At 41.4% G+C, this 20,238-nt stretch carries 22 protein-coding genes and 1 pseudogene; 21 read left to right on the forward strand and 2 right to left on the reverse strand.

Annotated elements, in window-relative coordinates; all coding sequences use genetic code 11:
- The first annotated feature begins 107 nt into the window (after positions 1–107).
- From EV207_RS20945 to EV207_RS21005, 13 genes are all read left to right on the forward strand, one after another.
- Entirely contained in the window at positions 108–1,238 is a 1,131-nt protein-coding gene (locus tag EV207_RS20945) for an APC family permease (protein WP_165887030.1), read from the forward strand.
- A 150-nt stretch (positions 1,239–1,388) separates the two neighbouring features.
- Positions 1,389–2,285: a DUF1002 domain-containing protein gene (locus tag EV207_RS20950; protein WP_132748180.1), complete on the forward strand. Its 897-nt coding sequence runs from the start codon at positions 1,389–1,391 to the stop codon at positions 2,283–2,285.
- 249 nt (positions 2,286–2,534) lie between these two features.
- Entirely contained in the window at positions 2,535–3,854 is a 1,320-nt protein-coding gene (locus EV207_RS20955; protein ID WP_132748149.1) for a VTT domain-containing protein, read from the forward strand.
- Between the two features lie 150 nt (positions 3,855–4,004).
- Positions 4,005–4,940, forward strand: coding sequence for a glucose-1-phosphate thymidylyltransferase RfbA (gene rfbA, locus EV207_RS20960; protein ID WP_132748150.1), 936 nt, complete (start codon positions 4,005–4,007; stop codon positions 4,938–4,940).
- On the forward strand, positions 4,930–5,961 hold the full coding sequence (gene rfbB / locus EV207_RS20965; protein ID WP_132748152.1) for a dTDP-glucose 4,6-dehydratase: 1,032 nt from the start codon (positions 4,930–4,932) through the stop codon (positions 5,959–5,961). The genes rfbA and rfbB overlap by 11 nt, the downstream gene beginning before the upstream one ends.
- Positions 5,948–6,928: a glycosyltransferase family 2 protein gene (locus EV207_RS20970; RefSeq protein ID WP_132748154.1), complete on the forward strand. Its 981-nt coding sequence runs from the start codon at positions 5,948–5,950 to the stop codon at positions 6,926–6,928. The genes rfbB and EV207_RS20970 overlap by 14 nt, the downstream gene beginning before the upstream one ends.
- Positions 6,929–7,603 carry a GNAT family N-acetyltransferase gene (locus EV207_RS20975; protein WP_132748156.1) on the forward strand — a complete coding sequence of 225 codons (675 nt, stop codon included), beginning with the start codon at positions 6,929–6,931 and terminating at the stop codon, positions 7,601–7,603.
- A gap of 66 nt (positions 7,604–7,669) precedes the next feature.
- Complete coding sequence (locus tag EV207_RS20980; protein WP_132748157.1) at positions 7,670–8,035, forward strand: EamA family transporter; 366 nt, start codon at positions 7,670–7,672, stop codon at positions 8,033–8,035.
- A gap of 13 nt (positions 8,036–8,048) precedes the next feature.
- Positions 8,049–9,176: a dTDP-4-amino-4,6-dideoxygalactose transaminase gene (rffA, locus tag EV207_RS20985; RefSeq protein WP_132748159.1), complete on the forward strand. Its 1,128-nt coding sequence runs from the start codon at positions 8,049–8,051 to the stop codon at positions 9,174–9,176.
- Between the two features lie 22 nt (positions 9,177–9,198).
- Entirely contained in the window at positions 9,199–10,872 is a 1,674-nt protein-coding gene (locus EV207_RS20990) for a DUF6044 family protein (RefSeq protein ID WP_132748160.1), read from the forward strand.
- 95 nt (positions 10,873–10,967) lie between these two features.
- Positions 10,968–11,477 carry a hypothetical protein gene (locus tag EV207_RS20995; RefSeq protein ID WP_132748162.1) on the forward strand — a complete coding sequence of 170 codons (510 nt, stop codon included), beginning with the start codon at positions 10,968–10,970 and terminating at the stop codon, positions 11,475–11,477.
- Positions 11,478–11,559: 82 nt separating this feature from the next.
- Positions 11,560–11,778: a small acid-soluble spore protein Tlp gene (gene tlp, locus EV207_RS21000; RefSeq protein ID WP_132748164.1), complete on the forward strand. Its 219-nt coding sequence runs from the start codon at positions 11,560–11,562 to the stop codon at positions 11,776–11,778.
- Between the two features lie 428 nt (positions 11,779–12,206).
- Positions 12,207–12,383, forward strand: coding sequence for an aspartyl-phosphate phosphatase Spo0E family protein (locus EV207_RS21005; protein WP_132748165.1), 177 nt, complete (start codon positions 12,207–12,209; stop codon positions 12,381–12,383).
- Positions 12,384–12,602: 219 nt separating this feature from the next.
- Here EV207_RS21005 and EV207_RS23220 read toward each other — a convergent pair whose 3' ends face one another.
- Entirely contained in the window at positions 12,603–12,758 is a 156-nt protein-coding gene (locus EV207_RS23220) for a hypothetical protein (protein ID WP_165887031.1), read from the reverse strand.
- Positions 12,759–12,918: 160 nt separating this feature from the next.
- Between EV207_RS23220 and EV207_RS21010 the strand changes: the two genes are divergently transcribed.
- Positions 12,919–13,074, forward strand: coding sequence for a DUF1540 domain-containing protein (locus EV207_RS21010; protein WP_132748167.1), 156 nt, complete (start codon positions 12,919–12,921; stop codon positions 13,072–13,074).
- Positions 13,075–13,409: 335 nt separating this feature from the next.
- On the forward strand, positions 13,410–14,606 hold the full coding sequence (locus EV207_RS21015; RefSeq protein ID WP_165887032.1) for an MGDG synthase family glycosyltransferase: 1,197 nt from the start codon (positions 13,410–13,412) through the stop codon (positions 14,604–14,606).
- A 41-nt stretch (positions 14,607–14,647) separates the two neighbouring features.
- Here EV207_RS21015 and EV207_RS21020 read toward each other — a convergent pair whose 3' ends face one another.
- The gene (locus tag EV207_RS21020; RefSeq protein WP_132748170.1) at positions 14,648–15,247 is read right to left on the reverse strand and encodes a DedA family protein; all 600 of its coding nucleotides are present in this window, start codon (positions 15,245–15,247) and stop codon (positions 14,648–14,650) included.
- Positions 15,248–15,382: 135 nt separating this feature from the next.
- On the opposite strand from EV207_RS21020, the gene EV207_RS21025 reads away from it, so the two are divergent.
- The 6 genes and pseudogenes from EV207_RS21025 to cypC all read left to right on the forward strand — a co-directional run bounded on the left by EV207_RS21025 (position 15,383) and on the right by cypC (position 19,730).
- Entirely contained in the window at positions 15,383–16,090 is a 708-nt protein-coding gene (locus tag EV207_RS21025; protein WP_132748171.1) for a polysaccharide deacetylase family protein, read from the forward strand.
- A gap of 92 nt (positions 16,091–16,182) precedes the next feature.
- Entirely contained in the window at positions 16,183–16,956 is a 774-nt protein-coding gene (locus EV207_RS21030) for a DsbA family protein (RefSeq protein ID WP_132748173.1), read from the forward strand.
- Positions 16,949–17,356, forward strand: a complete 408-nt coding sequence (locus EV207_RS21035; RefSeq protein ID WP_132748175.1) for a disulfide oxidoreductase — start codon at positions 16,949–16,951, stop codon at positions 17,354–17,356. The genes EV207_RS21030 and EV207_RS21035 overlap by 8 nt, the downstream gene beginning before the upstream one ends.
- A 24-nt stretch (positions 17,357–17,380) precedes the next feature.
- Positions 17,381–17,908: a hypothetical protein gene (locus EV207_RS21040; RefSeq protein ID WP_132748176.1), complete on the forward strand. Its 528-nt coding sequence runs from the start codon at positions 17,381–17,383 to the stop codon at positions 17,906–17,908.
- A 249-nt stretch (positions 17,909–18,157) separates the two neighbouring features.
- A pseudogene (locus EV207_RS21045) lies at positions 18,158–18,358 on the forward strand (glycosyltransferase); the annotation flags it as partial.
- Between the two features lie 112 nt (positions 18,359–18,470).
- Positions 18,471–19,730, forward strand: a complete 1,260-nt coding sequence (cypC, locus tag EV207_RS21050) for a CYP152 family fatty-acid peroxygenase CypC (RefSeq protein WP_132748178.1) — start codon at positions 18,471–18,473, stop codon at positions 19,728–19,730.
- The last annotated feature ends 508 nt before the right edge of the window (positions 19,731–20,238 follow it).

Genomic DNA, 20,238 nt, shown 5'->3' on the forward strand with positions numbered 1-20,238 from the left:
CAGTGAATTTCGCAATCCTTTTCCCAATAGAGGAACGAAAAGTATGGTTTCGGACTTAAATCTCGTTTCATCTCGTAGGTATGAATAAATCAGGAATTATTATATTTTTGCTGTTAAACTATTGGAGTGTTAATATTTTCGGGAAAGCTAATACCTTTATTACTATCTTTAAATTTATTGTGCCTGCACTGGTTATCATCTTTCTATTGATGCACCTCGATGTTTCAAATTTCTCAGTTGGCGGTGCTGAGCCAGGCGGTATTCATGGTATTTTTTCTGCAGTCGCGGCAGGGGGGATTGTGTTTACCTTCCAGGGGTTTCGACAGCCGATTGAGTTCGCCGGAGAGTCACGCCGGCCTCAGCGGGATGTGCCGCTCGCGATTATTTTAGCCGTTTTCGTTGGACTGGTTATTTACCTTTTGCTCCAGTTTGCTTTTGTCGGGGCTGCTCCAGGCGGAATGTTGCAGAGCGGGGGTTGGGCGAGTATTGAGTTCGATTCGCCTTTTGCCGGTTTGGTAGCAACATTGGGGCTTGGCTGGCTTGTTAATTTAATCTTAATTGATGCTGTCATTTCCCCGACAGGGACAGGTAATATCTACTTTTCCGCCAATGCCCGTTCCATTTATGCGTGGTCCAAAAACGGATTTTTTTACTCGCTTTTCCATAAAATCAATCCAAAAACAGGCGTTCCGCGTCCGGCCTTGATCCTTACTTTTATATTATCAATCCTTTGGATGCTGCCGGCGAAGTTCCAAGTATGGGAAGGGCTGGTTACGGCGAGCACCTCCGCTACAGTGTTAACCTATTGTGTGGGTCCAGTGTCGATTATGTCTTTACGAAAGACCAATCCAGATCTTAATAGACCATTTAAACTAAGGTGGATTCATCTCATCTCGCCTCTGGCATTTATTGCGGCGACATTGGTCATATACTGGAGCGGTTGGGATGTTGTATCAATGCTTGTTGGCGTTTTATTTGCATCCCTTGTTCTTTATTTTGCATTTGCGGATAAGCGGATTTCGAGGCAGCAGCTTAAGATGGATATTAGATCATCTTTGTGGCTGTTCGGTTATTACATCTTCGTTGCGGTTATGTCACTGCTGGGCAGCTTCGGACCTTTAAAAATAATAGCCGCTCCATGGGATACCATTCTAACATCTTTGGGCATCCTCATCTTCTATTATTGGGGTGTTGCAACGGCTTTACCTGAAGCACGCATAACTGATGATGATGAATAATAAAAAAAAGGGGCCTGGCCCAGGACTTAAGTCCTGGGCCAGGCCTCTTGACTTCCCGCGAATCGACCCTTATAGTATTGTCATGAAATATCAGTCTATGAATCAATGAAATATGGAATAAGTTCTTAGACTAAGGAAGGATCAATTATGATAAAAAAAGTATTGTTTTTCTTTTTATCGTTGGCAATGGTAAGTGTTGCAGCGCTAAGCCCACTTGCTGCTCACGCTGATTCAACACCGGGTGACGTTATTGTAACTCTAGGGGCGGATTTAACGGAGGCCCAAAAGGACAGCATTCTTAAAGAAATGAATGTTGACCCTAATAATGTTGAAATCATTAAAGTGACGAATGCGGAAGAACACAAATATTTAGATAAGTACATGCCAAAGGCACAAATCGGGACCAGAGCAATCAGCTCAACCAAAATCACCATTGGCAAAAAGGGTTCCGGTCTTTCGGTAAGCACAAACAACATCAATTATGTATCTGATGACATGTACCTAAATGCTCTTGCGACAGCGGGTGTGAAGGATGCAAGTGTCTATGTCACAGCGCCTTTTGAAGTATCAGGAACAGCTGGTCTTACAGGCTTGATTAAGGCCTATGAAGTATCAACCGGCGATGTGATTCCAGAAAAACAAAAGCAAGTAGCCAATGAAGAAATGGTGACGACAGCCAATCTAGCAAAAAAAGCTGACATCGGCAAAGACAAGGCTGCGGGATTAATGACATCCATTAAAGAGAAGATGGCAAAGGCCGACCCTCAAAATAAACAAGATATTGAGAAGATTGTCAGAGATTCAGCCAATGAGTTAAATATCAACCTGAACGATCAAGACATTCAAAAACTTGTCAATTTGTTTGATAAAATGAAAGACCTAAATATCAATTGGAATTCTGTTGGCGATCAACTGCAAAAAGCCAAGGATAAGCTAAGCGATCTGGCCAATTCAGATGAAGCTAAAGGATTTCTTTCAAAAGTTTTTTCCGCTATAGGGTCATTTATTAAAGCCGTCATGGATGCCATTGCATCGCTTTTTAGTTAATAATCTTTTCGAGCAAGGGATCATTCCCTTGCTTTTTTTAGTTAATCAGAAAGTATAACTTTCTGACGCACATAAGTGCAACTACGCCTCTGTCTTTGCCAAAGGCTCGCCAATCGGCGAGTTTTCTTTAATGAACTTTTCGTATGAACTTGTTGTCTATTTAATTAACCCAAAAAGAATACAGGTTTCATACCCCGGTGAATAGGCAAGTATTTATTAATGGGGAAATCTTAGTGGGGGATAAGCAATGTGGATACGTTAATTGAACTATTGGACAAATACGGATATATCATTTTGTTTCTTTCTTTGATGTTAGAGTTAATCGCATTGCCGATCCCGACGGAACTCATGATGAGTTATGTCGGTTATATGGTCTACCAAGGAGAAATGAATTGGTTTATAAGCATCGGATGTGGCATCCTTGGCAGTATTTCCGGTATGACGGTTGCTTACTGGCTTGGATTGAGGCTTGGCTCCCCTTTCTTTTACAGATATGGCCATCGCATTCATTTGGGCCCCGAAAGGCTTAATAAAATGTCAGAGGCTTTTAACAAATACGGAAAAAGACTGCTGTTATTTGCTCCATTTATTCCCGGTGTCAGGCATATAACCGGGTATACAGCGGGGATAACCAAGGTGCCATTTAAGTCATTCGCTTTTTTCTCCTATCTAGGTGCGGTGATTTGGGTCACCACGTTTGTTACATTGGGCAAGCTACTTGGTCCGCAATATGAATTAATCGAGACGGCCGCCAAAAAATATATGATTCTGTTCATCTTGGCGCTTGCCATACTAGTCCTTCTTTACTACGTAGTTAAAAGCAACAGCACAAGAATAAAGCTATTCTTTTTCACTTTGCTTAAAAGTCTTTATAGTGATTTCAGCTCGCAATTGAAATTGAAACTGTTGGTAGCGGGAGCGGCCGTTGCTTTTATCGGCTTAACATCATTGACGATCGGTTTGGTGGAAGAATATTTAAACCATGAATTCAGCTCCTTTAACCAGACGACGATGCTGATTTTTCAAGCGATGTTCGACGAAGACTGGCAGCCCGTTATGCGCGGCTCTTTAGCGCTCTCAACAAGACCTGCCATTGCTATTGGCGGCTGCCTGACGCTCATTTGGATATTTGTAAAAGGGAAAAACCGGGGACTGGAAATTAAAATTATGATGATTATGATTGCCGGCAGTATTGTCTTTGTCACCTACTTGCCTAATTTAATCAGCTTCCTAATGGATAAAAGCGGTATCCCTGTATCGTTGTATCATTATAATTCCCCAAGCAGTGAGGTTGTCATGGCGGCCATTGTGTACGGGTTTCTGATCTTTCTTGTGTCGCGGCATGCTGAAAAATACCGGTTTAAAATTATGACAAACATTTTCGGTTTGGTTATCTTGGCATACATAGGTGCAGGTCACTTATATTTTCACCTGCAACCGCCGAGTGATATCCTATCGAGCTATGTTTTGGCAGGCGTTTGGTTAAGTTTTATTATATTGCTTCTGGAAATTTGGCGGTTAGTCATTATACTCACATCTCATGACAATACCGGCCCTAAATATGAATGATTTTGGATATATAGGCAAAAACTTAACTTAATACATTTTTGTAACGATATTGTAAACACAATGAGGACCAATGGAGGAGTTTGTATTTTCAAGTTTGCGGTTAATGTATTAATAAAGCGCTTTTAGCATACCAGACAAGAGGTGAAGAACATGAAAGGGATCGTTCTTGCCGGAGGAAACGGCACCCGCCTATACCCCTTAACTCTAGTCAACAATAAGCACTTGCTTCCTGTCTATCAAAAACCGATGATTTATTATCCGTTGTCGGTTCTTATGTTGTCGGGTATTCGCGATATCCTTTTAATTACAACTAAAGAGGATCAGCCTCGCTTTGAGGAACTGCTAGGTAATGGTTCCGAGCTTGGCATTAACATTCAATATGCGGTACAAGAAGAAGCCAAGGGCATCGCCGAAGCTTTTATAATCGGAGAAACTTTTATAGGAAATGACGATGTCGCCCTAATTTTGGGAGATAATATTTTCTATGGCCAGGGATTTACAACTGTTCTCCGCCGTGTGATGAATAATCTAAAAGGAGCAACGGTCTTTGGTCAGCGTGTCAGAGACCCTGAAAGATTTGGCGTTGTTGAATTTGATCAAGACCGCAGGGTAAAGTCACTTGAGGAAAAGCCGATAAAGCCTAAATCTGATTTTGCCGTGACAGGATTGTACTTCTATGATCATCATGTTGTGGAATATGCAAAGGAATTGTCACCTTCAGAACGCGGTGAATTGGAAATCACGGATATTAACCGTTTGTATTTAGAAAAGGGGCAGCTCTCCGTCGAACTGCTTGGCAGGGGCTTTGTCTGGATGGACGTTGGAACACATCAATTTTTGCATGAAGCATCCGAATTTATGAAAAATATTGAACTGCGCCAGGGATTCAAAGTGGCTTGTCTTGAAGAAATTGCCTACTACATGGGCACTATTACAAAGGAACAGCTAATTAGACACGCTCAAAAGTATAAAAATAATGAGTATGGCACCTATCTCTTCGATATCGCTAAGCATAAGCACGTCAACCAATATTGGGATTCTGATACCCCGGATGATGAGATCGGATGGGCGCGGCATGCGAAGTGATCAAAAAAGGGTGATTTTAGTTACTGGCGGGGCGGGGTTTATTGGATCAAACTTTATTCATTATTATCTCGCGGGTCACCCTGGGGATCATATTATTAATCTTGATAAGCTTACTTACGCTGGTGAAGAAGATCATATTAAAGAAATTGAACAGAAGTCTAATTACACATTTATCAAAGGCGATATCTGTGATAGTGAACTTGTTGACGAAATCTTTCGCACGTATGGTGTCACAGACATCATTCACTTCGCAGCAGAATCCCATGTTGATAATGCTATTTCTGAACCGGATCCTTTTATTGCGACGAATATTAACGGCACCTATCAATTGTTAAAGACGGCTAAGCGGCATTGGCTTGAAGGGGGCAGGGATGGTGAAACAAATCGGTTTCACCACATTTCAACGGATGAAGTATTCGGAACACTTGCTCCGGACGAGGCGCCATTTAACGAGACGTCTCCTTATGCGCCCAATAATCCGTATAGTGCGTCGAAAGCGGCGGCTGATATGCTTGTCAGAAGTTATTGCAAGACATACGGTTTGAATACGGTCATTACGAATTGCTCTAATAATTACGGTCCAAGACAGCATATGGAGAAATTTATACCTACGGTTGTCCGGACAGCTCTTAAGTTTGAGCATATTCCATTATACGGTGATGGTCAGCAAATTCGTGATTGGCTCTATGTAGAAGATCATGCCTCAGCAATTGATTTGGTGTTTCATAATGGCAAAAAAGGTGAGGTTTACCATATTGGCGGGGATAACGAGCGAGCTAACCTTGAACTGGCTAACATGATATGTGATGTTCTTGATGAACTTGCTCCCATATCATCAGGGCGGAGGGTGGCCCATTACCGTGATTTGATCACTTTTGTAAAGGACCGCCCCGGCCACGACCGGCGCTATGCTATTGATCCCCAAAGAATTGCCAGGGATTTAAATTGGCGGCCAAAAACAAGACTAGAAGACGGGATCCGTCAAACGGTTGGGTGGTATTTAGAAAATGAGGTCTTATAAGCCAAAACCATTAATCTCTGTTATTACACCTGTGTACGGCTGCGAGGGCTGTCTCAGAGAATTATATAAAAGATTAAAGAGGACACTTACTCAGATTACCCAGCATTTTGAAATTATCATGGTTTATGATCACAGTCCTGACCACTCCTGGAACGTGATCCAAACACTCACCTCTAAGGATGTCAGGGTAAAGGGACTTAAGTTATCCCGCAATTTCGGCCAGCATGTCGCGATTACAGCCGGATTGGATTACAGTAAAGGCGATTGGGTGGTTGTGATGGATTGTGACCTTCAGGACCGTCCAGAAGAAATTGCTAACCTTTATGAGAAGGCAATGGAGGGCTACGACATTGTTTTCGGACGCCGTTCAGAACGGCAAGATTCACTATTAAAAAAATGGCAGTCAAAGTTATTTTACAAGGTATATAACTATTTTGCGGAATCTCATTTCGATCATACGATTGCTAACTTTTGTATTTGTTCAAGGAAAGTCATTGATGAGGTTATTCAATTGAGAGAACGGAGCCGCTCCTATCCGCTTTTGCTAAAGTGGCTTGGATTCAATTGGACGGCGATTGATATTAAGCATGCTGAACGAACAGAAGGCCGATCAAGTTATACGCTCGTAAAATTGATTCGTTTTGCTGTTAACAGTATTGTTTCACAATCGAATAAGCCTCTTAGAATGTCGATCAAGCTTGGTTTTTTCATTTCATTGATCTCACTTCTATATGGCTTTTATCTTATCTTTAGGTATCTTTTCTTTTCGCAGCCTGTTGCGGGATGGACAAGCGTGATGGTCTCGATTTATTTTATAGGCGGGTTAATTCTTGCAAACCTTGGCGTGCTTGGGCTATATATCGGGAAAATTTTTGATGAAGCTAAGGGGCGTCCTTTGTATGTTGTGCAAAAAGAGGTAGGTTTTGAAGAAACGATGCAGCTGATCAATGATAAGGAGCCAAGATAAATGAGTGAACTCATTCCAACCCCTTGGGATAAGCGGGCTTTCGGACTTGAGACATATGAAATTCAAGGGCTGACGGAAAACCTTTTGTCCTCTTTGGATGGCATAGAAGGACACTTTACAATAAAGGTGGCACCGACTGTCTCGAAGGCTTTGCTCCATCGGTATGGGTTCTATTATTGTGATACCTTAATTGAACCCTATTGTACTTATGAGACATTCCAGCCTTTCTATGACCCGGCTGTTTCAATTACAGAATCCGTGGAGCTCGCTATGTTAACTGAGATGTGCCTTAATACATTTACATATGATCGTTTTCATAGAGATTTTAAAATTGATGATGAACAGGCTGATCAGCGTTACGTTAATTGGCTGACAGACCTTTATCACAGCGGCAGTGTTTTTGGCCTCCGTTGCAATGGGAATGCAGCGGGATTCTTCGCTTATAAAGACGGCAGTATTCTACTGCATGCGTTAAGTGAGCAATACCGGGGGAAGGGCCTTGCGAAATATTTCTGGAGTGAGGCTTGCCGCGCTTTGTTTTCTTATGATTATCATGAATTATCCAGTTCAATTTCGGCGGCAAACCTCGCCATTTTAAATGTGTACAGTAAATTAGGATTTTCTTTTCGTAACCCGGTTGATGTCTATCATAAGGTGAACGCGCCTGCCGGCTAAATGCTGTCCATGGAAAGAATATGCTAATTAAGCTATTGCTCTCATATATTATAAGGAGTTAAAGCTATGGGATATTTATATATCATTGGAACGATTTTATTTACAGTATACGGCCAGTTGATATTGAAATGGCGGATGAATGCCTTTGGTGCTTTGCCGGCAGGGACTTTGGATAAAATGTTATTTCTCTTTAAACTCGTTTTTGACCCTTTCATCTTCACAGGTCTCGCTTCGGCGTTTATCGCTTCATTATTTTGGATGGCTGCCATGACAAAATTTGCTCTAAGCTACGCTTACCCGTTTATGAGCCTATCATTCGTCCTGGTTTTCTTTTTATCTGTCTTTTTTTTCAATGAAACGATCACAATGAGCAAAGTGATTGGATTTGCACTTGTTATCGCTGGCATTGTTGTTCTGAGCGGGTCACGTTAGGAGGGGAGAACCGATGATTCCATTTAACCAACCGGCATTGGCCGGAAATGAGGAAATCTACTTGCAAGAGGTCTTAAGAAAAAGAAAGTTGTCAGGTGAAGGGGATTTTACGATAAAGTGCCACAGGTGGATTGAGCAGAAATTTAACTGCGAACAGGCCCTTCTGACACCGTCTTGCACACATGCGTTAGAAATGAGTGCGGTTCTTATGGGGATTAAACCGGGTGATGAGGTGATCATGCCTTCGTATACATTCTCTTCTACCGCAAACGCGTTTGCGCTTCATGGCGCAAAGATCGTTTTTGTCGATATCAAACCGGATACGATGAATATTGATGAAAGGATGATAGAGGCCGCTGTCACAAAGAAGACGAAAGCCATTGTCGTTGTCCATTATGCTGGGGTTGCCTGCGAGATGGATGCCATTCAGGCGATTGCTGATCGATGCGGACTTTTCATCGTGGAAGACGCTGCTCAGGGTGTGATGAGTACATATAAGGGAAAGCCTTTAGGAACGATCGGTACGTTTGGCTGCTTTAGCTTCCATGAAACCAAGAATTACACGAGCGGGGAAGGCGGGGCGCTCTTAATCAATGACAAGCGATTTGCCAGCCGTGCCGAAATCATTCGGGAAAAAGGTACGAACCGCAAACAATTTTTGAGAGGGCAAGTCGATAAATATTCCTGGGTTGATATCGGTTCCTCTTACCTGCCGAGTGAACTTAATGCTGCTTATTTATATGCTCAATTTGAAAAAGCCGACCATATAAATCAAGACCGTCTGGCAAGCTGGGAGCATTACTATCACGAACTTCAGGAACTGGCAGACAGAGGTTATCTTGATTTACCCCATATTCCTGATTTTGCAGAGCATAATGCACACATGTTTTATATAAAAGCGAAAGATATCAGAGAGCGGACCAAACTCATTTCCTTTCTGAAGGAAAATGACATCATGGCCGTGTTCCACTATATTCCGCTCCATTCATCCAATGCGGGAAAAATGGCTGGGGCATTTCATGGGGAGGAAACCTATACAACAAAAGAAAGTGAACGCCTGTTAAGGCTTCCTATGTACTATGGCTTAAAAAAGGAAGAGATCGGACATATTGCCGCCACTATTAAAGCCTTTTACTTATAAAAGGAGGAGGTGCGTCCCAAATATGATAGCAATCATAAAAAAATATAAAGGCGTGATAATAGGGGTTGCCATCCTCCTTTTGTACCTGTCGCCATTGTACATACTTCAGGGACAAGCACATGTCAGAGTCCATGATAATTTGGACTCGAATGTTGTTTGGTACAAGCTCTTAGCTGACAGCGGCAAAATCTTTGCCCCAAATGATGCACCAATACCAAACATTATTAATGGCTTGCCTAGAATATCGCTTCCATCGGCATTTAGTTTTATGCTGTGGCTGAACATTTTGTTCAGCCCACTTTCCGCCTACATTATTAATATGACGCTCATGCGTTTTATCGCCTTTTTTGGCATGATGCTCCTTCTTAAGAACCATATCATCAGGGAGCGGAAAAGTGCTGGTATGATTATTGGCGTCGCTTTATGCTTTGCCATACTCCCTTATTGGCCGCCCGGAGGTTTAACAATTGCCGGCCTGCCCATTGTTTTATACGCTTTTTTACATATCCGCAAGCGGATGCCGCGTATCTGGGATTGGCTTATAATTGTTCTGGTTCCTTTTTACTCAAGCTTCGTGCTGAGTTTCTTTTTCTTTCTCTTAATTATGGGGCTAGTATGGCTATGGGATGTTCTTAAGCAAAAGGATTGGAACTGGCGTTTTTTCTTATCCATTGCCTTAATGACCGGTGTCTATCTTATCGTAGAATATCGTCTTGTAATGACAACCTTGTTTGGACTGCCTTTTGTTTCGCATAGGGAAGAGTTTAACCTTGGCCATCTCAGTTTTGAGAGTACACTTCGTCTTATTGTAAAGAACTTTACGTTAGGACATACCCACGTCCTGACAGAACATCTTTTTGTTGTGCTTCCGGTTACGATTTTAGCTATTATTGCTGCGTTTTTTTGGCGGCAGGTGCCAAAACGGCTTCTATTTGTTATGGCAATCATTATCATCTTTTGCATAGAGTATGCGTTCTGGTATTGGGAGGGAACAAGATGGCTGAAAAATACAGTTTCCTTTTTTAATACCTTTAATTTCAGCAGATTTCATTTTCTTCATCCATTGCTTTGGTATATCGCTTTTGCCCTTGCGCTTTCTATATTTTGCAGAAGGGGAAAGGGAGGCAGGGCGCTGGCGATGGTTTTGATCGGTCTTCAGGTCTTAGTACTCTTTAATGTGAATCCTGAGCTGAAATACCGCAGGATTGATTACCCGTCATTCCAGGAATTTTATTCACCTAAGCTTTTTCATGAAATTAAAGCATACATAGGCAAGGATCCCGAGGATTATCGGGTGGCAAGCATTGGCATCCACCCCGCCGTTGCCCAGTATAATGGTTTTTACACATTAGATGCCTATAATAATATTTACCCGTTGAAATATAAGCATCAATTTCGTCAAATCATTGCCCCGGAATTAGCAAAAAATAAAACATTGGAGACTTATTATGATACCTGGGGCGGGAGATGTTACCTTTTTGTTGATAAGTTAGGGAAACACTACATGTTCACAAAGAAACACAATGTTGTTTTAAAGCATCTTGACTTTAATATACAAGCTTTTAAAGACCTTGGCGGGGCCTATATTTTCTCCGCTGTTAAAATCGGCAATGCCGAAGAAAACCACTTAACTTTGTTGAAGATTTTTGAAAGGCAAAGCTCCCCATGGAAAATTTACTTGTATAAAGCGACATAAACACAGATTTTGGCATTTTATGACACCCAAAAGGCAGAAATATTTGCGAATGGATTTAATAGGAACGACAAGGTTTTCTATGGAGGAATATTTTTATGTCGATACTTGCGGAAATTAAACCCCTTCCAGTGGAAGACATGTCAAAAGACGATGTGCTTTTCAGGGAACTCGAAATTAAAATGCAGCAGCTTGGACACCTTACACCGTTTCGGGAAGAGTTAAATTGGGAAAATGATATTGCTTCCTATGAATTGGGTACTGAAAGCTTGTTTGAGCGGCTAAAGAAAACGGCAGCCAAAAACGATGGGGTTCCATTGTTTTATGCCAAGCTTTTTAAGAAAACAGTGTACCAGCATTTGATCCTTCACCCTAACAATCAGGGTTTTTATTTGCCTTTTCGTTTTGATGAGCCATTTACACTTGAAGTAAAAGGTGAAAAGCTTTGGATCGGGTCATCCATCCGCTTGGAAGAAGAGCTTAAGTGGCTGGAAATGACAATGAGAAATGAAACCGATGAGGAACTCATTGAACTGTGGAAGACATTGAAGCAGATTTGTAATGAAAGCAATACGAAAATGACTCCGGTTACCTTTCGAACGACCTAATCTTGGAAAACCTCCTTATTGAAGAATAAACAGTGTGATCTGATACAAAATAACTGTGACTACTAAATAGGGAGGAATACTAATGTCAAGACCAAAGCCGGATGATCGCAGTGATAATGTTGAAAAGCTGCAGGAAGCTGTGCAAAATACGATCGAGAACATGGAAGAAGCTGAGAAAACATTAAGCAATGACGATCTGTCTGAAAAGGACCGTCAAGCTGTCACCCACAAAAATCAGCGCCGTGAAGAGAGCATTAAAGGCATGAGAGCTGAGATTCAGGACGAAGCGAATAATCAATAAAAGGTCCTAAATAAAAAGAGAGCAGATGCCAGATGCTCTCTTTTTAGTTAATCAGAAAGTATAACTTTCTGACGCACATAAGGGCACTGGCTAAAGACGTAACATCCTGTTACAACGCCAGTACTAGCACGGCCTGTGCGTCGCAACTACGCCTCTGTCTTCGCCAAAGGCTTGTCAATCGGCAAGTTTTCTTTATACGTCAAAATCATTTTCTTCGGCTAAAGTCCCAGCTGTTTTGTCGAAGGTCTAGCGCTTAAGACATGGAATTTTTTCTCATAATAGTTATAAAGTCGGGTGTTTTTGTTGTAGAATACTGTCTTTTTCTAATAAGTTTTGTCTAAACAATTGCAATTCTTATCGAGACTTTGCATAATAGTCATTGTGTGTTTAATCTGAAAAAATTACAATAGAATAGGAGTTAGGGAAGAATGATTCAAATTGAAGGAACTAATGAACATGCATTACTGAAATCTATTTCTCGGAAAAGAGAAGAAATGATCCAGGTTGCATCGCTCCGGGGGATTAAAAATAAAGAAACAGTCATGCAGAGTAAGGAATTGGACATGTTGATTATTTTATACCAACGGCACATGCTTAAAATATAAACATATTGCCAGGCTCATTTCATTCCATTCAAGATTTGCCTCTTTGATTTTACCTCACAGATCACCCTTTCATTGTTTGAGCCAAAAAGGCCGGTAGAGCCATTCATTTTGCTGATTATCGATAAAAAAGTGAATGAATACTCATTTTTTTGGTGCCAGGCACCGCGGTACCTGGCACCAAAGGGAGGCGTTTTTTTGAAAAATGCAACATGGGGATACCTAATTTTGGGATTTATTATTATTATAACTTTTGTTTATTATATATTGGCTTGGTAGGGTTATTGGCACTTCTCTTTTCTTACCTCGTTCCACTTCTTTTCGAGGTGGTTGTGATTTTCTTTTTTCAAGGGCATCACGAAATTGTTCTTTAACCATAAAACTCACCATCCATTAGGTAACACCAATTAAGCTGCATCACGTTTTATATAAAATATCACTTAATAAAATTTGTCAACTAAATCCATGAATGTTCACTTCTGTTATTGACCAACCTATAAAGGCAGCACAGTTTTGTAATATAAGGAGTGAATGACTCATGGCAAAAGATGTGTTGTGCGAAGTAAACAACTGCAAATACTGGGAAGACGGGAACAAATGTGCAGCTAAAGCCATTTATGTTGTAAGCCATAATGGCAAAAAGGCATCAGATTCAGAAGAAACTGACTGCAAAACATTTGATCCAATGGCTTAGGAAATAAGAAGCAACCGCTAAGGTTGCTTCTTCCCGTTTATGAAGATGTGCAAACCGAGTGTTGTAAAATGAAAGGAATGCCATAAGGAGCATTAAAGAACGGGATGAATGAAGCGAAGGTATATAGAATAAGAATGTAAAGCATGTTATATGGACAATCCCATGTTTATTTTCTTATTTAAAAGGAATTATTAAAATTGAGCCGAATATAAAACATGATTATTAAAATGAACTTTTTTGTATCGTTAACGGTCTTTATTTATAGGCAGTTTGATGGGCAAGCCGCCTTAATGATTATTCAGTTAAACGGACTGAATAAAAAGGAGTTTATCCTAATGAAAATATTATTTTTGCCATTATTTAAAATGCCATCAGGACATCATCGGGTTGCTGATGCCATGATAGATATGCTTAAGCAAAGATCGCCAAAAATACAGTGCAAGAAAGTTGACTTGCTTAGTTATAGCAGCAGCGGCTTGGAAAAGGCTGTTTCCGGTTTGTATTTAAAGTGGATCCATCATACACCGGGCTCTTACGATTGGGCATATAAACACTTTGCGTACACAAGGTCACATCATCATTGTTCTTTTATGGGACTTGAACGTTACTTTCTGTTTCATTTGGAAAAACTTATGAAAAGGGAACAGCCGGATTTGGTCGTTTGTACTCACGGCTTTCCATCGCTATTGATGAGCCGGCTGAAAGAGAAAGGCCGGGTTCATATTCCGGTGATCAATGCATATACCGACTTTTTTATAAACGATATTTGGGGCAGGTCAGGCATTGACTATCATCTCGTTCCGAACAAAGCTGTCAAAAAAAGATTGGTTGAACATTATCATGTTGAAGCGCCAAACATCATTGTGACTGGGATACCTGTCCACGAAACATTTATGACACCGTCAGAAGCGGGGAGAAGCAGGGCAAATAAGAAGGTTCTTGTCGCCGGCGGGAGCAGCGGGCTCGGAGACATCGTTGGGTTAATTAACCAAACGAGTAAGGACTCAGCTATTCAATATACAATTTTATGTGGAAAAAACCAAAAGTTGCTTGATGAGATTAAGGGATTGCAACTGCCGAATGTCACGGCACTCACTTATGTTTCATCACGCGAGGAAATGAACATGCTTTATAACGAAGCAGATGCCATTGTAACCAAACCAGGCGGCGTTACAATCAGTGAGGCTTTAAGAAAGCGGCTGCCGATCTTTATCCACTCAGCATTGCCCGGACAAGAGTTTATTAATTTGCAATATCTGGAGGATAAGCATTTAGTCTATAAATTAAAAACAGATGAATCTTTGGAAAAGCAAATTTCCGAGGTTTTTTCAAACGATATAGAAATTTATAAAAGGGAAAGGGCTATTGAGTCATTTTTAAGTGAGCAGGACGTTGAGTCAACCGATGCATTCTCTAATTTCATAACTGCAAAGGCGAGGGATGGGGTCTTTATTAATAAAGCGAAAGCACCGCTGCCCGCAAGCCTTATAAATAAGCTGAAGAAATATGCCAAGAAACTTGCTTTCAATTAAAAAGAAAAGGGACAATCTCAGTGTGAGAGAGTCCCTTTTCTTTAGTTACGGCCGCGTCGGATCTTCCATATGGTGATGCCGGTAATAATGAGGAAGATGAGAAAGAAAAATCCGGCAGCTATGGCGATATGGAGCGGTGTAAAGCTGAAGATCTTGTGAATCTTATTCCCAAGAAAATAACCGAGCAGAACGAAGGTTGCTGTCCAAACGGCTCCGCCGATTGCTGCCGAAATGGCATAAGGAAAAAATCTATATCTGCTCACACCGGCCATATAAGGGTTAATCTGTCTAACGCCTGGGATAAAATAGCCAAAGGCAACAGCCCAAATGGCATACTTATTAAATTTTAATCTTGCTTTATGCCACCTTTTCTTAGTTAGGCCGATATACTTTCCATATTTATAGATAAAAGGCTTTCCAATGTAATAACCGATGAAGTAGGATGTCAGCATGCCGGAAAATGCCCCCAAAAAGGCTATAAGTATACTAATATAGAGATTAAGCGAGCCTTGTGACAATGCAATGCCTACAAAGAGCAAAAAGGATTCTTCAGGTGAAGGAATCCCAACGATTCCAAAGAATATAAAGATGAAAATAGCGAAATAGCCATAGGTGATAAGGTACGGCTCAAATTTGTCCATGTCATTCCTCGTTTAGGTTAGACTTTTGCTGTGAAAAAAGGCGCTGCCTGCTTTTCTTAATGTAATATACTTTCTTCAGAAAGTAAACGTATTTCACAATATATACAAAAAGAGATAATTTAAGGAAGAACGGTGATGCGAGTGTTGTGGCTCCTGTTATTAATATTGACAGTCTTGTTGTTATTTATATGTTACAGTATTCTGCCGACGGTGATTATGAGGGCTTTTGCTCTTGGAGTGTTCCAGCGCTCTAAGGTACCCAATAAGGCTGCACTAACATTCGACGACGGGCCTGATCCAGTGTATACGCCTAAGCTTCTTGACCTTTGTCTTGAATATAAGGTGAAGGCGACGTTCTTTGTTGTGGGGGAACACGCTGCAAAGCATCCGGAGATTATAAAAAGAATGCAGAAAGAAGGGCACACGATTGGGATTCATCATTATCGGCATTTAAGCAATTGGTTCCTTTCACCATGGGCGGTAAGAAGACAATGCAGGCAAACCGCCGACGTCATTGAATCAATTACAGGCATCCGGCCGCAGTATTATCGGCCGCCTTGGGGACATCTCAATCTCTCCGTTAAATGGGCTTCGGCGCCTTTTAAGATTATCATGTGGTCAGCCATTTTAGGAGACTGGAGGCTTGGCTTGGGACGTGAGAAACTAAAGAAAAGGCTTTTAGATAATGTGAATGGTGGCGCGGTCATTGTCCTCCATGATTGCGGTGTTAATCCAGGGGCTGACGAAGAAGCACCGGCGATGATGCTGCGTGCCCTTGAGGAATTTTTAGATGAGATCGGCGGGCAGTATAACTTTGTAACCATTGATGCTTTGGCTGGGTAGATTATGCATGTGTGTCATGCAACTGTCACATACATGATTCTTTTAAGTATGGTAAACTGACTTTAAAAAGTGTTTTTTTAAGAGGTGGCCAGATGTCAAAAAAGCATGAACAAATTTTAAAAGAAAAGCGCCGTCGTGAACGTGATGAGCAAAAGCGAAAGCGCAAACAACGGCAAATTGTAGTTATAAGCACGGTCTTGGTCGTGGTGTTAGTCCTAGCCATTGTAACAATCATCTTTCAAAACCAAGAGGATGGTGGACAAGCTGTTAACAGAAATGGCGGCTCCTCCGGTCAAGAAACGACCGCAAAGATCGATTACAGCGGTCAACCATCGATAGGGAAATCAAGCGCCCCAGTTAAAATAGCTGAGTTCGGCGATTATAAATGTATTTATTGCAAGAAGTTTGAGGAAACTGTTTTTCCCAAGTTAAAGAAGGATTTTATTGATAAAGGAAAGGTCCAATTTTATTTTATTAATTTTCCCATCATTGATAAAAGCTCACAGCTTGCTGCAAATGCAGGAGAAGCTGTCTATCACCAGGATCCGATAGCCTTCTGGAACTTTCATAAGACCCTCTACGAGAAGCAAGGGGATGAACGAGAGGATTGGGTGACCAAAGAATTACTGACGAACATCGCTAAGAAGACAGTCCCTTCTTTGGACGTTAAGAAATTTCAAGCTTCATTAAAGGATAACGCTTATCAGAATGATGTCATTGATGATTATAATATGGCAAAAAGCTTAGGGATTACGAGTACGCCATCACTGTTTATTAACGGACAGCAGGTCAGTCCATTCGATTATAATAAAATTAAAGAAACAATAAGAGAAGCAGCAACTAATAAGGGACCGAACAATGAATGATTCATTAAATAAATCACTGTACTTTGCTTGGGTGACAGCGATTGTTGCGACTCTTGGCAGCCTGTATTTTAGCGAAATAGCCGGGTTTGAACCATGCAAGCTTTGCTGGATACAGCGGATTTTCATGTATCCCCTGGTTCTGATATTAGGGATTGCCTGCTTTCGAAATGATCGGGTCATTGCCATTTATGTCCTTCCTTTGACCATTATTGGGGGCTGTGTTTCTATTCTTCATTATAGCGAGCAAAAGCTGGGCCTTTTTGAAGGAACATGCACAACGGGTGTGCCCTGCAGCGGCGAGTATATCAATTGGTTAGGTTTTATTACGATACCTTTGCTTGCGTTAGTAGCCTTTGTGCTGATCACTGTGTTTTTGTGGACCGGTCTGAGAAAAAGATAGGTGCGTTATGGGGGAGGTATACTTATGAATAAACGAACGATATTCAGGGTTATCATCATGCTTGTCATGATTCTAATTATGCTGGATTCGGAAACAGCTGCGAAGGCCAAAGAGGGGAAAACAGGCTTAATGATTACCAGTTTGATAAATCAAGACGGCCTGGTTTCAGGTAAGGAGATTCCTTTCACTGTTCACGTTGTTAAAGTTGACGAAAATCACCCCAAAGCGTCTATGAAAAATGAAGACGGTGCCATTGTTTATGTGTACTTCAAAAAGGATGACAAGGTTATTAAACGAAAATTAACGGATGGAAAAGACGGGGAGTACAAAGGCAAGGTTAAACTCCCGGAGTCGGGCGACTGGCAAGTTGTTGCGATGGCATTGAAAAGTGACAGGCAGCAGAATGGTCAGCCTGAGATGCTAAAGACAGAATGGAAGGTCGAGGAACCGAACGGACTTAGCTCAGCATGGATAACTAGCTTTGTGTTCGTTATTTTAGCAGCCGGTTATTTTGTCGTTAGAAAAAGGAAACAGAGAAGCAAGAGTATATGAAGGTTTGTGCCTGGCACCGTGGTGCCAGGCTTTTTTTGGTTAATAAGAAAGTATAAACTTTCTTACGCACATAAGGGCACTGGGTAAAGATGTAACATCCTGTTACAACGCCAGTACTAGCACGTCCTGTGCGTCGCAACTACGCCTCTGTCTTTGCCAAAGGCTCGCCAATCGGCGAGTTTTCTTTAACATCCTTCCTGACAAAAGCATAGATAATGAGTAATGCCAATAACAGGGGGAAAATGAACGATGATCAAAATAAGCCTCTGTATGATCGTCAAAAATGAGGAAGCCGTTATATGCCGATGCCTGGATTCGGTGAAAGACCTTGTTGACGAAATTAATATTGTTGATACTGGATCGACCGATCGCACAAAGGAAATTATCAAACAATATACGGATCGGATTTTCGACTTCGCATGGATCGATGATTTTGCCGCTGCCCGCAATTAAAGGCAGCTCTGTCCCCCTTTCTCCAAAATATAACATCCGAAATGCCGAGTATAAAATACAGCAAGAAATCCAAAATACTATCAGCTTATTAAAAATGGAGATGGATCGTATGTCAAATACAAATCATATACCTCGGGAAGAAGGCATAGACCATAGTTTGAGCCTTATGAGAGAAGGATATATGTACATTTCGAACAGGCGGCACAGTTTTAATTCCGATATTTTTGAGACACGATTGCTTGGAAAGAAAGCGATTTGCATAGGAGGAAAGGAAGCTGCGGAAGTTTTTTATGACACTGAGAAGTTTAAGAGGAAAGACGCAGCACCAAACCGCGCGGTGCAAACATTGTTTGGCAAGAATGGCGTTCAGTCTTTAGATGGCAAGATCCACAAACATCGTAAGGCAATGTTTATGTCAATCATGTCTGCTGATGGACTTAAAAAATTGACCGACACGGCAAAAAAACAGTGGGCATTAGCGGTAGATAAATGGCAACAGATGGATAGGGTTATTCTTTATGAAGAAGCACAGGAAATGATGTGCAGGACGGCCTGTGAGTGGGCGGGTGTACCTATACAAGAAGATGATGTTAAGAGGTTGACAAAAGATTTGGCAGCAATGTTTGAATCACCGGCTGCAGTTGGTCCAGCTCATTGGTCAGGGCGGCAAGCACGAAATCGGACAGAAAAATGGGCCGGTGAACTCATTGATAAGGTTCGTAACGGGAAGGTGAATTCTCCCGTGGATACCGCATTACATAGGTTTACCTGGCACCGCGATCCGGAAGGTCACCTTTTGGATACCAAGACTGCTGCTGTGGAAGTGATCAATATCTTGCGGCCGATTGTGGCGATCTCTATTTTCATTAATTTCACTGTGCTGGCATTGCATCATTATCCGGATGAAAAGAAGAAACTTAAAGCCGGAGATGAAAAATATGCTCGGATGTTTGTGCAGGAAGTTCGCCGTTTTTATCCGTTTTTCCCTTTTGTTGCGGCACTGGCAAAAAAAGATTTCACCTGGAACGGCTATAAATTTGAAGAAGGCACGTTAACTTTGCTCGATCTTTATGGCACAAATCATGACCCTGAAATTTGGGACAATCCTAGTTTGTTCAGACCCGATCGGTTTGCCGACTGGGAAGGTGGCCCCTTCAGCTTCATCCCGCAAGGCGGAGGTGATTACTTAATGGGACATCGCTGCGCCGGTGAATGGGTTACCATTGAGGTTATGAAAGTGAGTCTTGATTATTTAGCGAATAAAATCGACTATGACGTTCCTGATCAGGATTTAAGTTTCAGCATGGTCAAGATGCCAAGCATCCCCCATAGTAAAGTGGTAATCCAAAATGTTAAGAAGAGGATATAATATCGCGTTTGTTTTGTTATCTTAAAAGGATATTTTCCCCTTGTTGGCGTATATGTCGTTTATGCCTGCAGCGGCTAATAGTTGAAATGATGTTGGACGATAAGGGGGATTTGTGATCAAATCAGGTCATCACTTCTTTATAAATGACTTGCAATGGGGGGGGTTAAACATGATATTTGCATTGGTAGTATTATCATTTATCTGCTGTATACTGTTGTTTGCCTTTACGAGAAAGCCAATTCTGGCATTGTTACATTACAACGATAGGGTAAAGACGGTTCGAATAATATTTGGCTCCGAAGTTATTATTTCCGCAATCGGGTTTTACCTTATCTATATTACTACGGTCCCGCCTACAGGAGGGTCAGGAAATGGAAACCCAATGTTAATATATTTTGCCCCAATTTCTTTAGCCTGAAATATTCATAGTCTAATGTCGATGTCCCAAGAAATTGGGTTATATCAGGGTTTTCAATGCCATAACTTTCACCTAAAAAATGAAAGGGTT

It is taken from the genome of Scopulibacillus darangshiensis (assembly GCF_004341035.1).
Lineage (GTDB): Bacteria > Bacillota > Bacilli > Bacillales > Sporolactobacillaceae > Scopulibacillus > Scopulibacillus darangshiensis.

Excerpts from the sequence above, each read along its gene's own strand:
- rffA (WP_132748159.1), top strand. The coding sequence starts at position 8,049 with ATGATTCCATTTAACCAACCGGCATTGGCCGGAAATGAGGAAATCTAC.
- tlp (WP_132748164.1), top strand. The coding sequence starts at position 11,560 with ATGTCAAGACCAAAGCCGGATGATCGCAGTGATAATGTTGAAAAGCTG.
- EV207_RS21035 (WP_132748175.1), top strand. The coding sequence starts at position 16,949 with ATGAATGATTCATTAAATAAATCACTGTACTTTGCTTGGGTGACAGCG.
- EV207_RS23220 (WP_165887031.1), bottom strand. The coding sequence starts at position 12,758 with ATGGTTAAAGAACAATTTCGTGATGCCCTTGAAAAAAGAAAATCACAA.
- EV207_RS20990 (WP_132748160.1), top strand. The coding sequence starts at position 9,199 with ATGATAGCAATCATAAAAAAATATAAAGGCGTGATAATAGGGGTTGCC.
- EV207_RS21010 (WP_132748167.1), top strand. The coding sequence starts at position 12,919 with ATGGCAAAAGATGTGTTGTGCGAAGTAAACAACTGCAAATACTGGGAA.
- EV207_RS20975 (WP_132748156.1), top strand. The coding sequence starts at position 6,929 with ATGAGTGAACTCATTCCAACCCCTTGGGATAAGCGGGCTTTCGGACTT.
- EV207_RS20980 (WP_132748157.1), top strand. The coding sequence starts at position 7,670 with ATGGGATATTTATATATCATTGGAACGATTTTATTTACAGTATACGGC.
- rfbA (WP_132748150.1), top strand. The coding sequence starts at position 4,005 with ATGAAAGGGATCGTTCTTGCCGGAGGAAACGGCACCCGCCTATACCCC.
- rfbB (WP_132748152.1), top strand. The coding sequence starts at position 4,930 with ATGCGAAGTGATCAAAAAAGGGTGATTTTAGTTACTGGCGGGGCGGGG.
- EV207_RS20970 (WP_132748154.1), top strand. The coding sequence starts at position 5,948 with ATGAGGTCTTATAAGCCAAAACCATTAATCTCTGTTATTACACCTGTG.
- cypC (WP_132748178.1), top strand. The coding sequence starts at position 18,471 with ATGTCAAATACAAATCATATACCTCGGGAAGAAGGCATAGACCATAGT.
- EV207_RS21005 (WP_132748165.1), top strand. The coding sequence starts at position 12,207 with ATGATTCAAATTGAAGGAACTAATGAACATGCATTACTGAAATCTATT.
- EV207_RS21015 (WP_165887032.1), top strand. The coding sequence starts at position 13,410 with ATGAAAATATTATTTTTGCCATTATTTAAAATGCCATCAGGACATCAT.
- EV207_RS20995 (WP_132748162.1), top strand. The coding sequence starts at position 10,968 with ATGTCGATACTTGCGGAAATTAAACCCCTTCCAGTGGAAGACATGTCA.
- EV207_RS21025 (WP_132748171.1), top strand. The coding sequence starts at position 15,383 with ATGCGAGTGTTGTGGCTCCTGTTATTAATATTGACAGTCTTGTTGTTA.
- EV207_RS21020 (WP_132748170.1), bottom strand. The coding sequence starts at position 15,247 with ATGGACAAATTTGAGCCGTACCTTATCACCTATGGCTATTTCGCTATT.
- EV207_RS21040 (WP_132748176.1), top strand. The coding sequence starts at position 17,381 with ATGAATAAACGAACGATATTCAGGGTTATCATCATGCTTGTCATGATT.
- EV207_RS21030 (WP_132748173.1), top strand. The coding sequence starts at position 16,183 with ATGTCAAAAAAGCATGAACAAATTTTAAAAGAAAAGCGCCGTCGTGAA.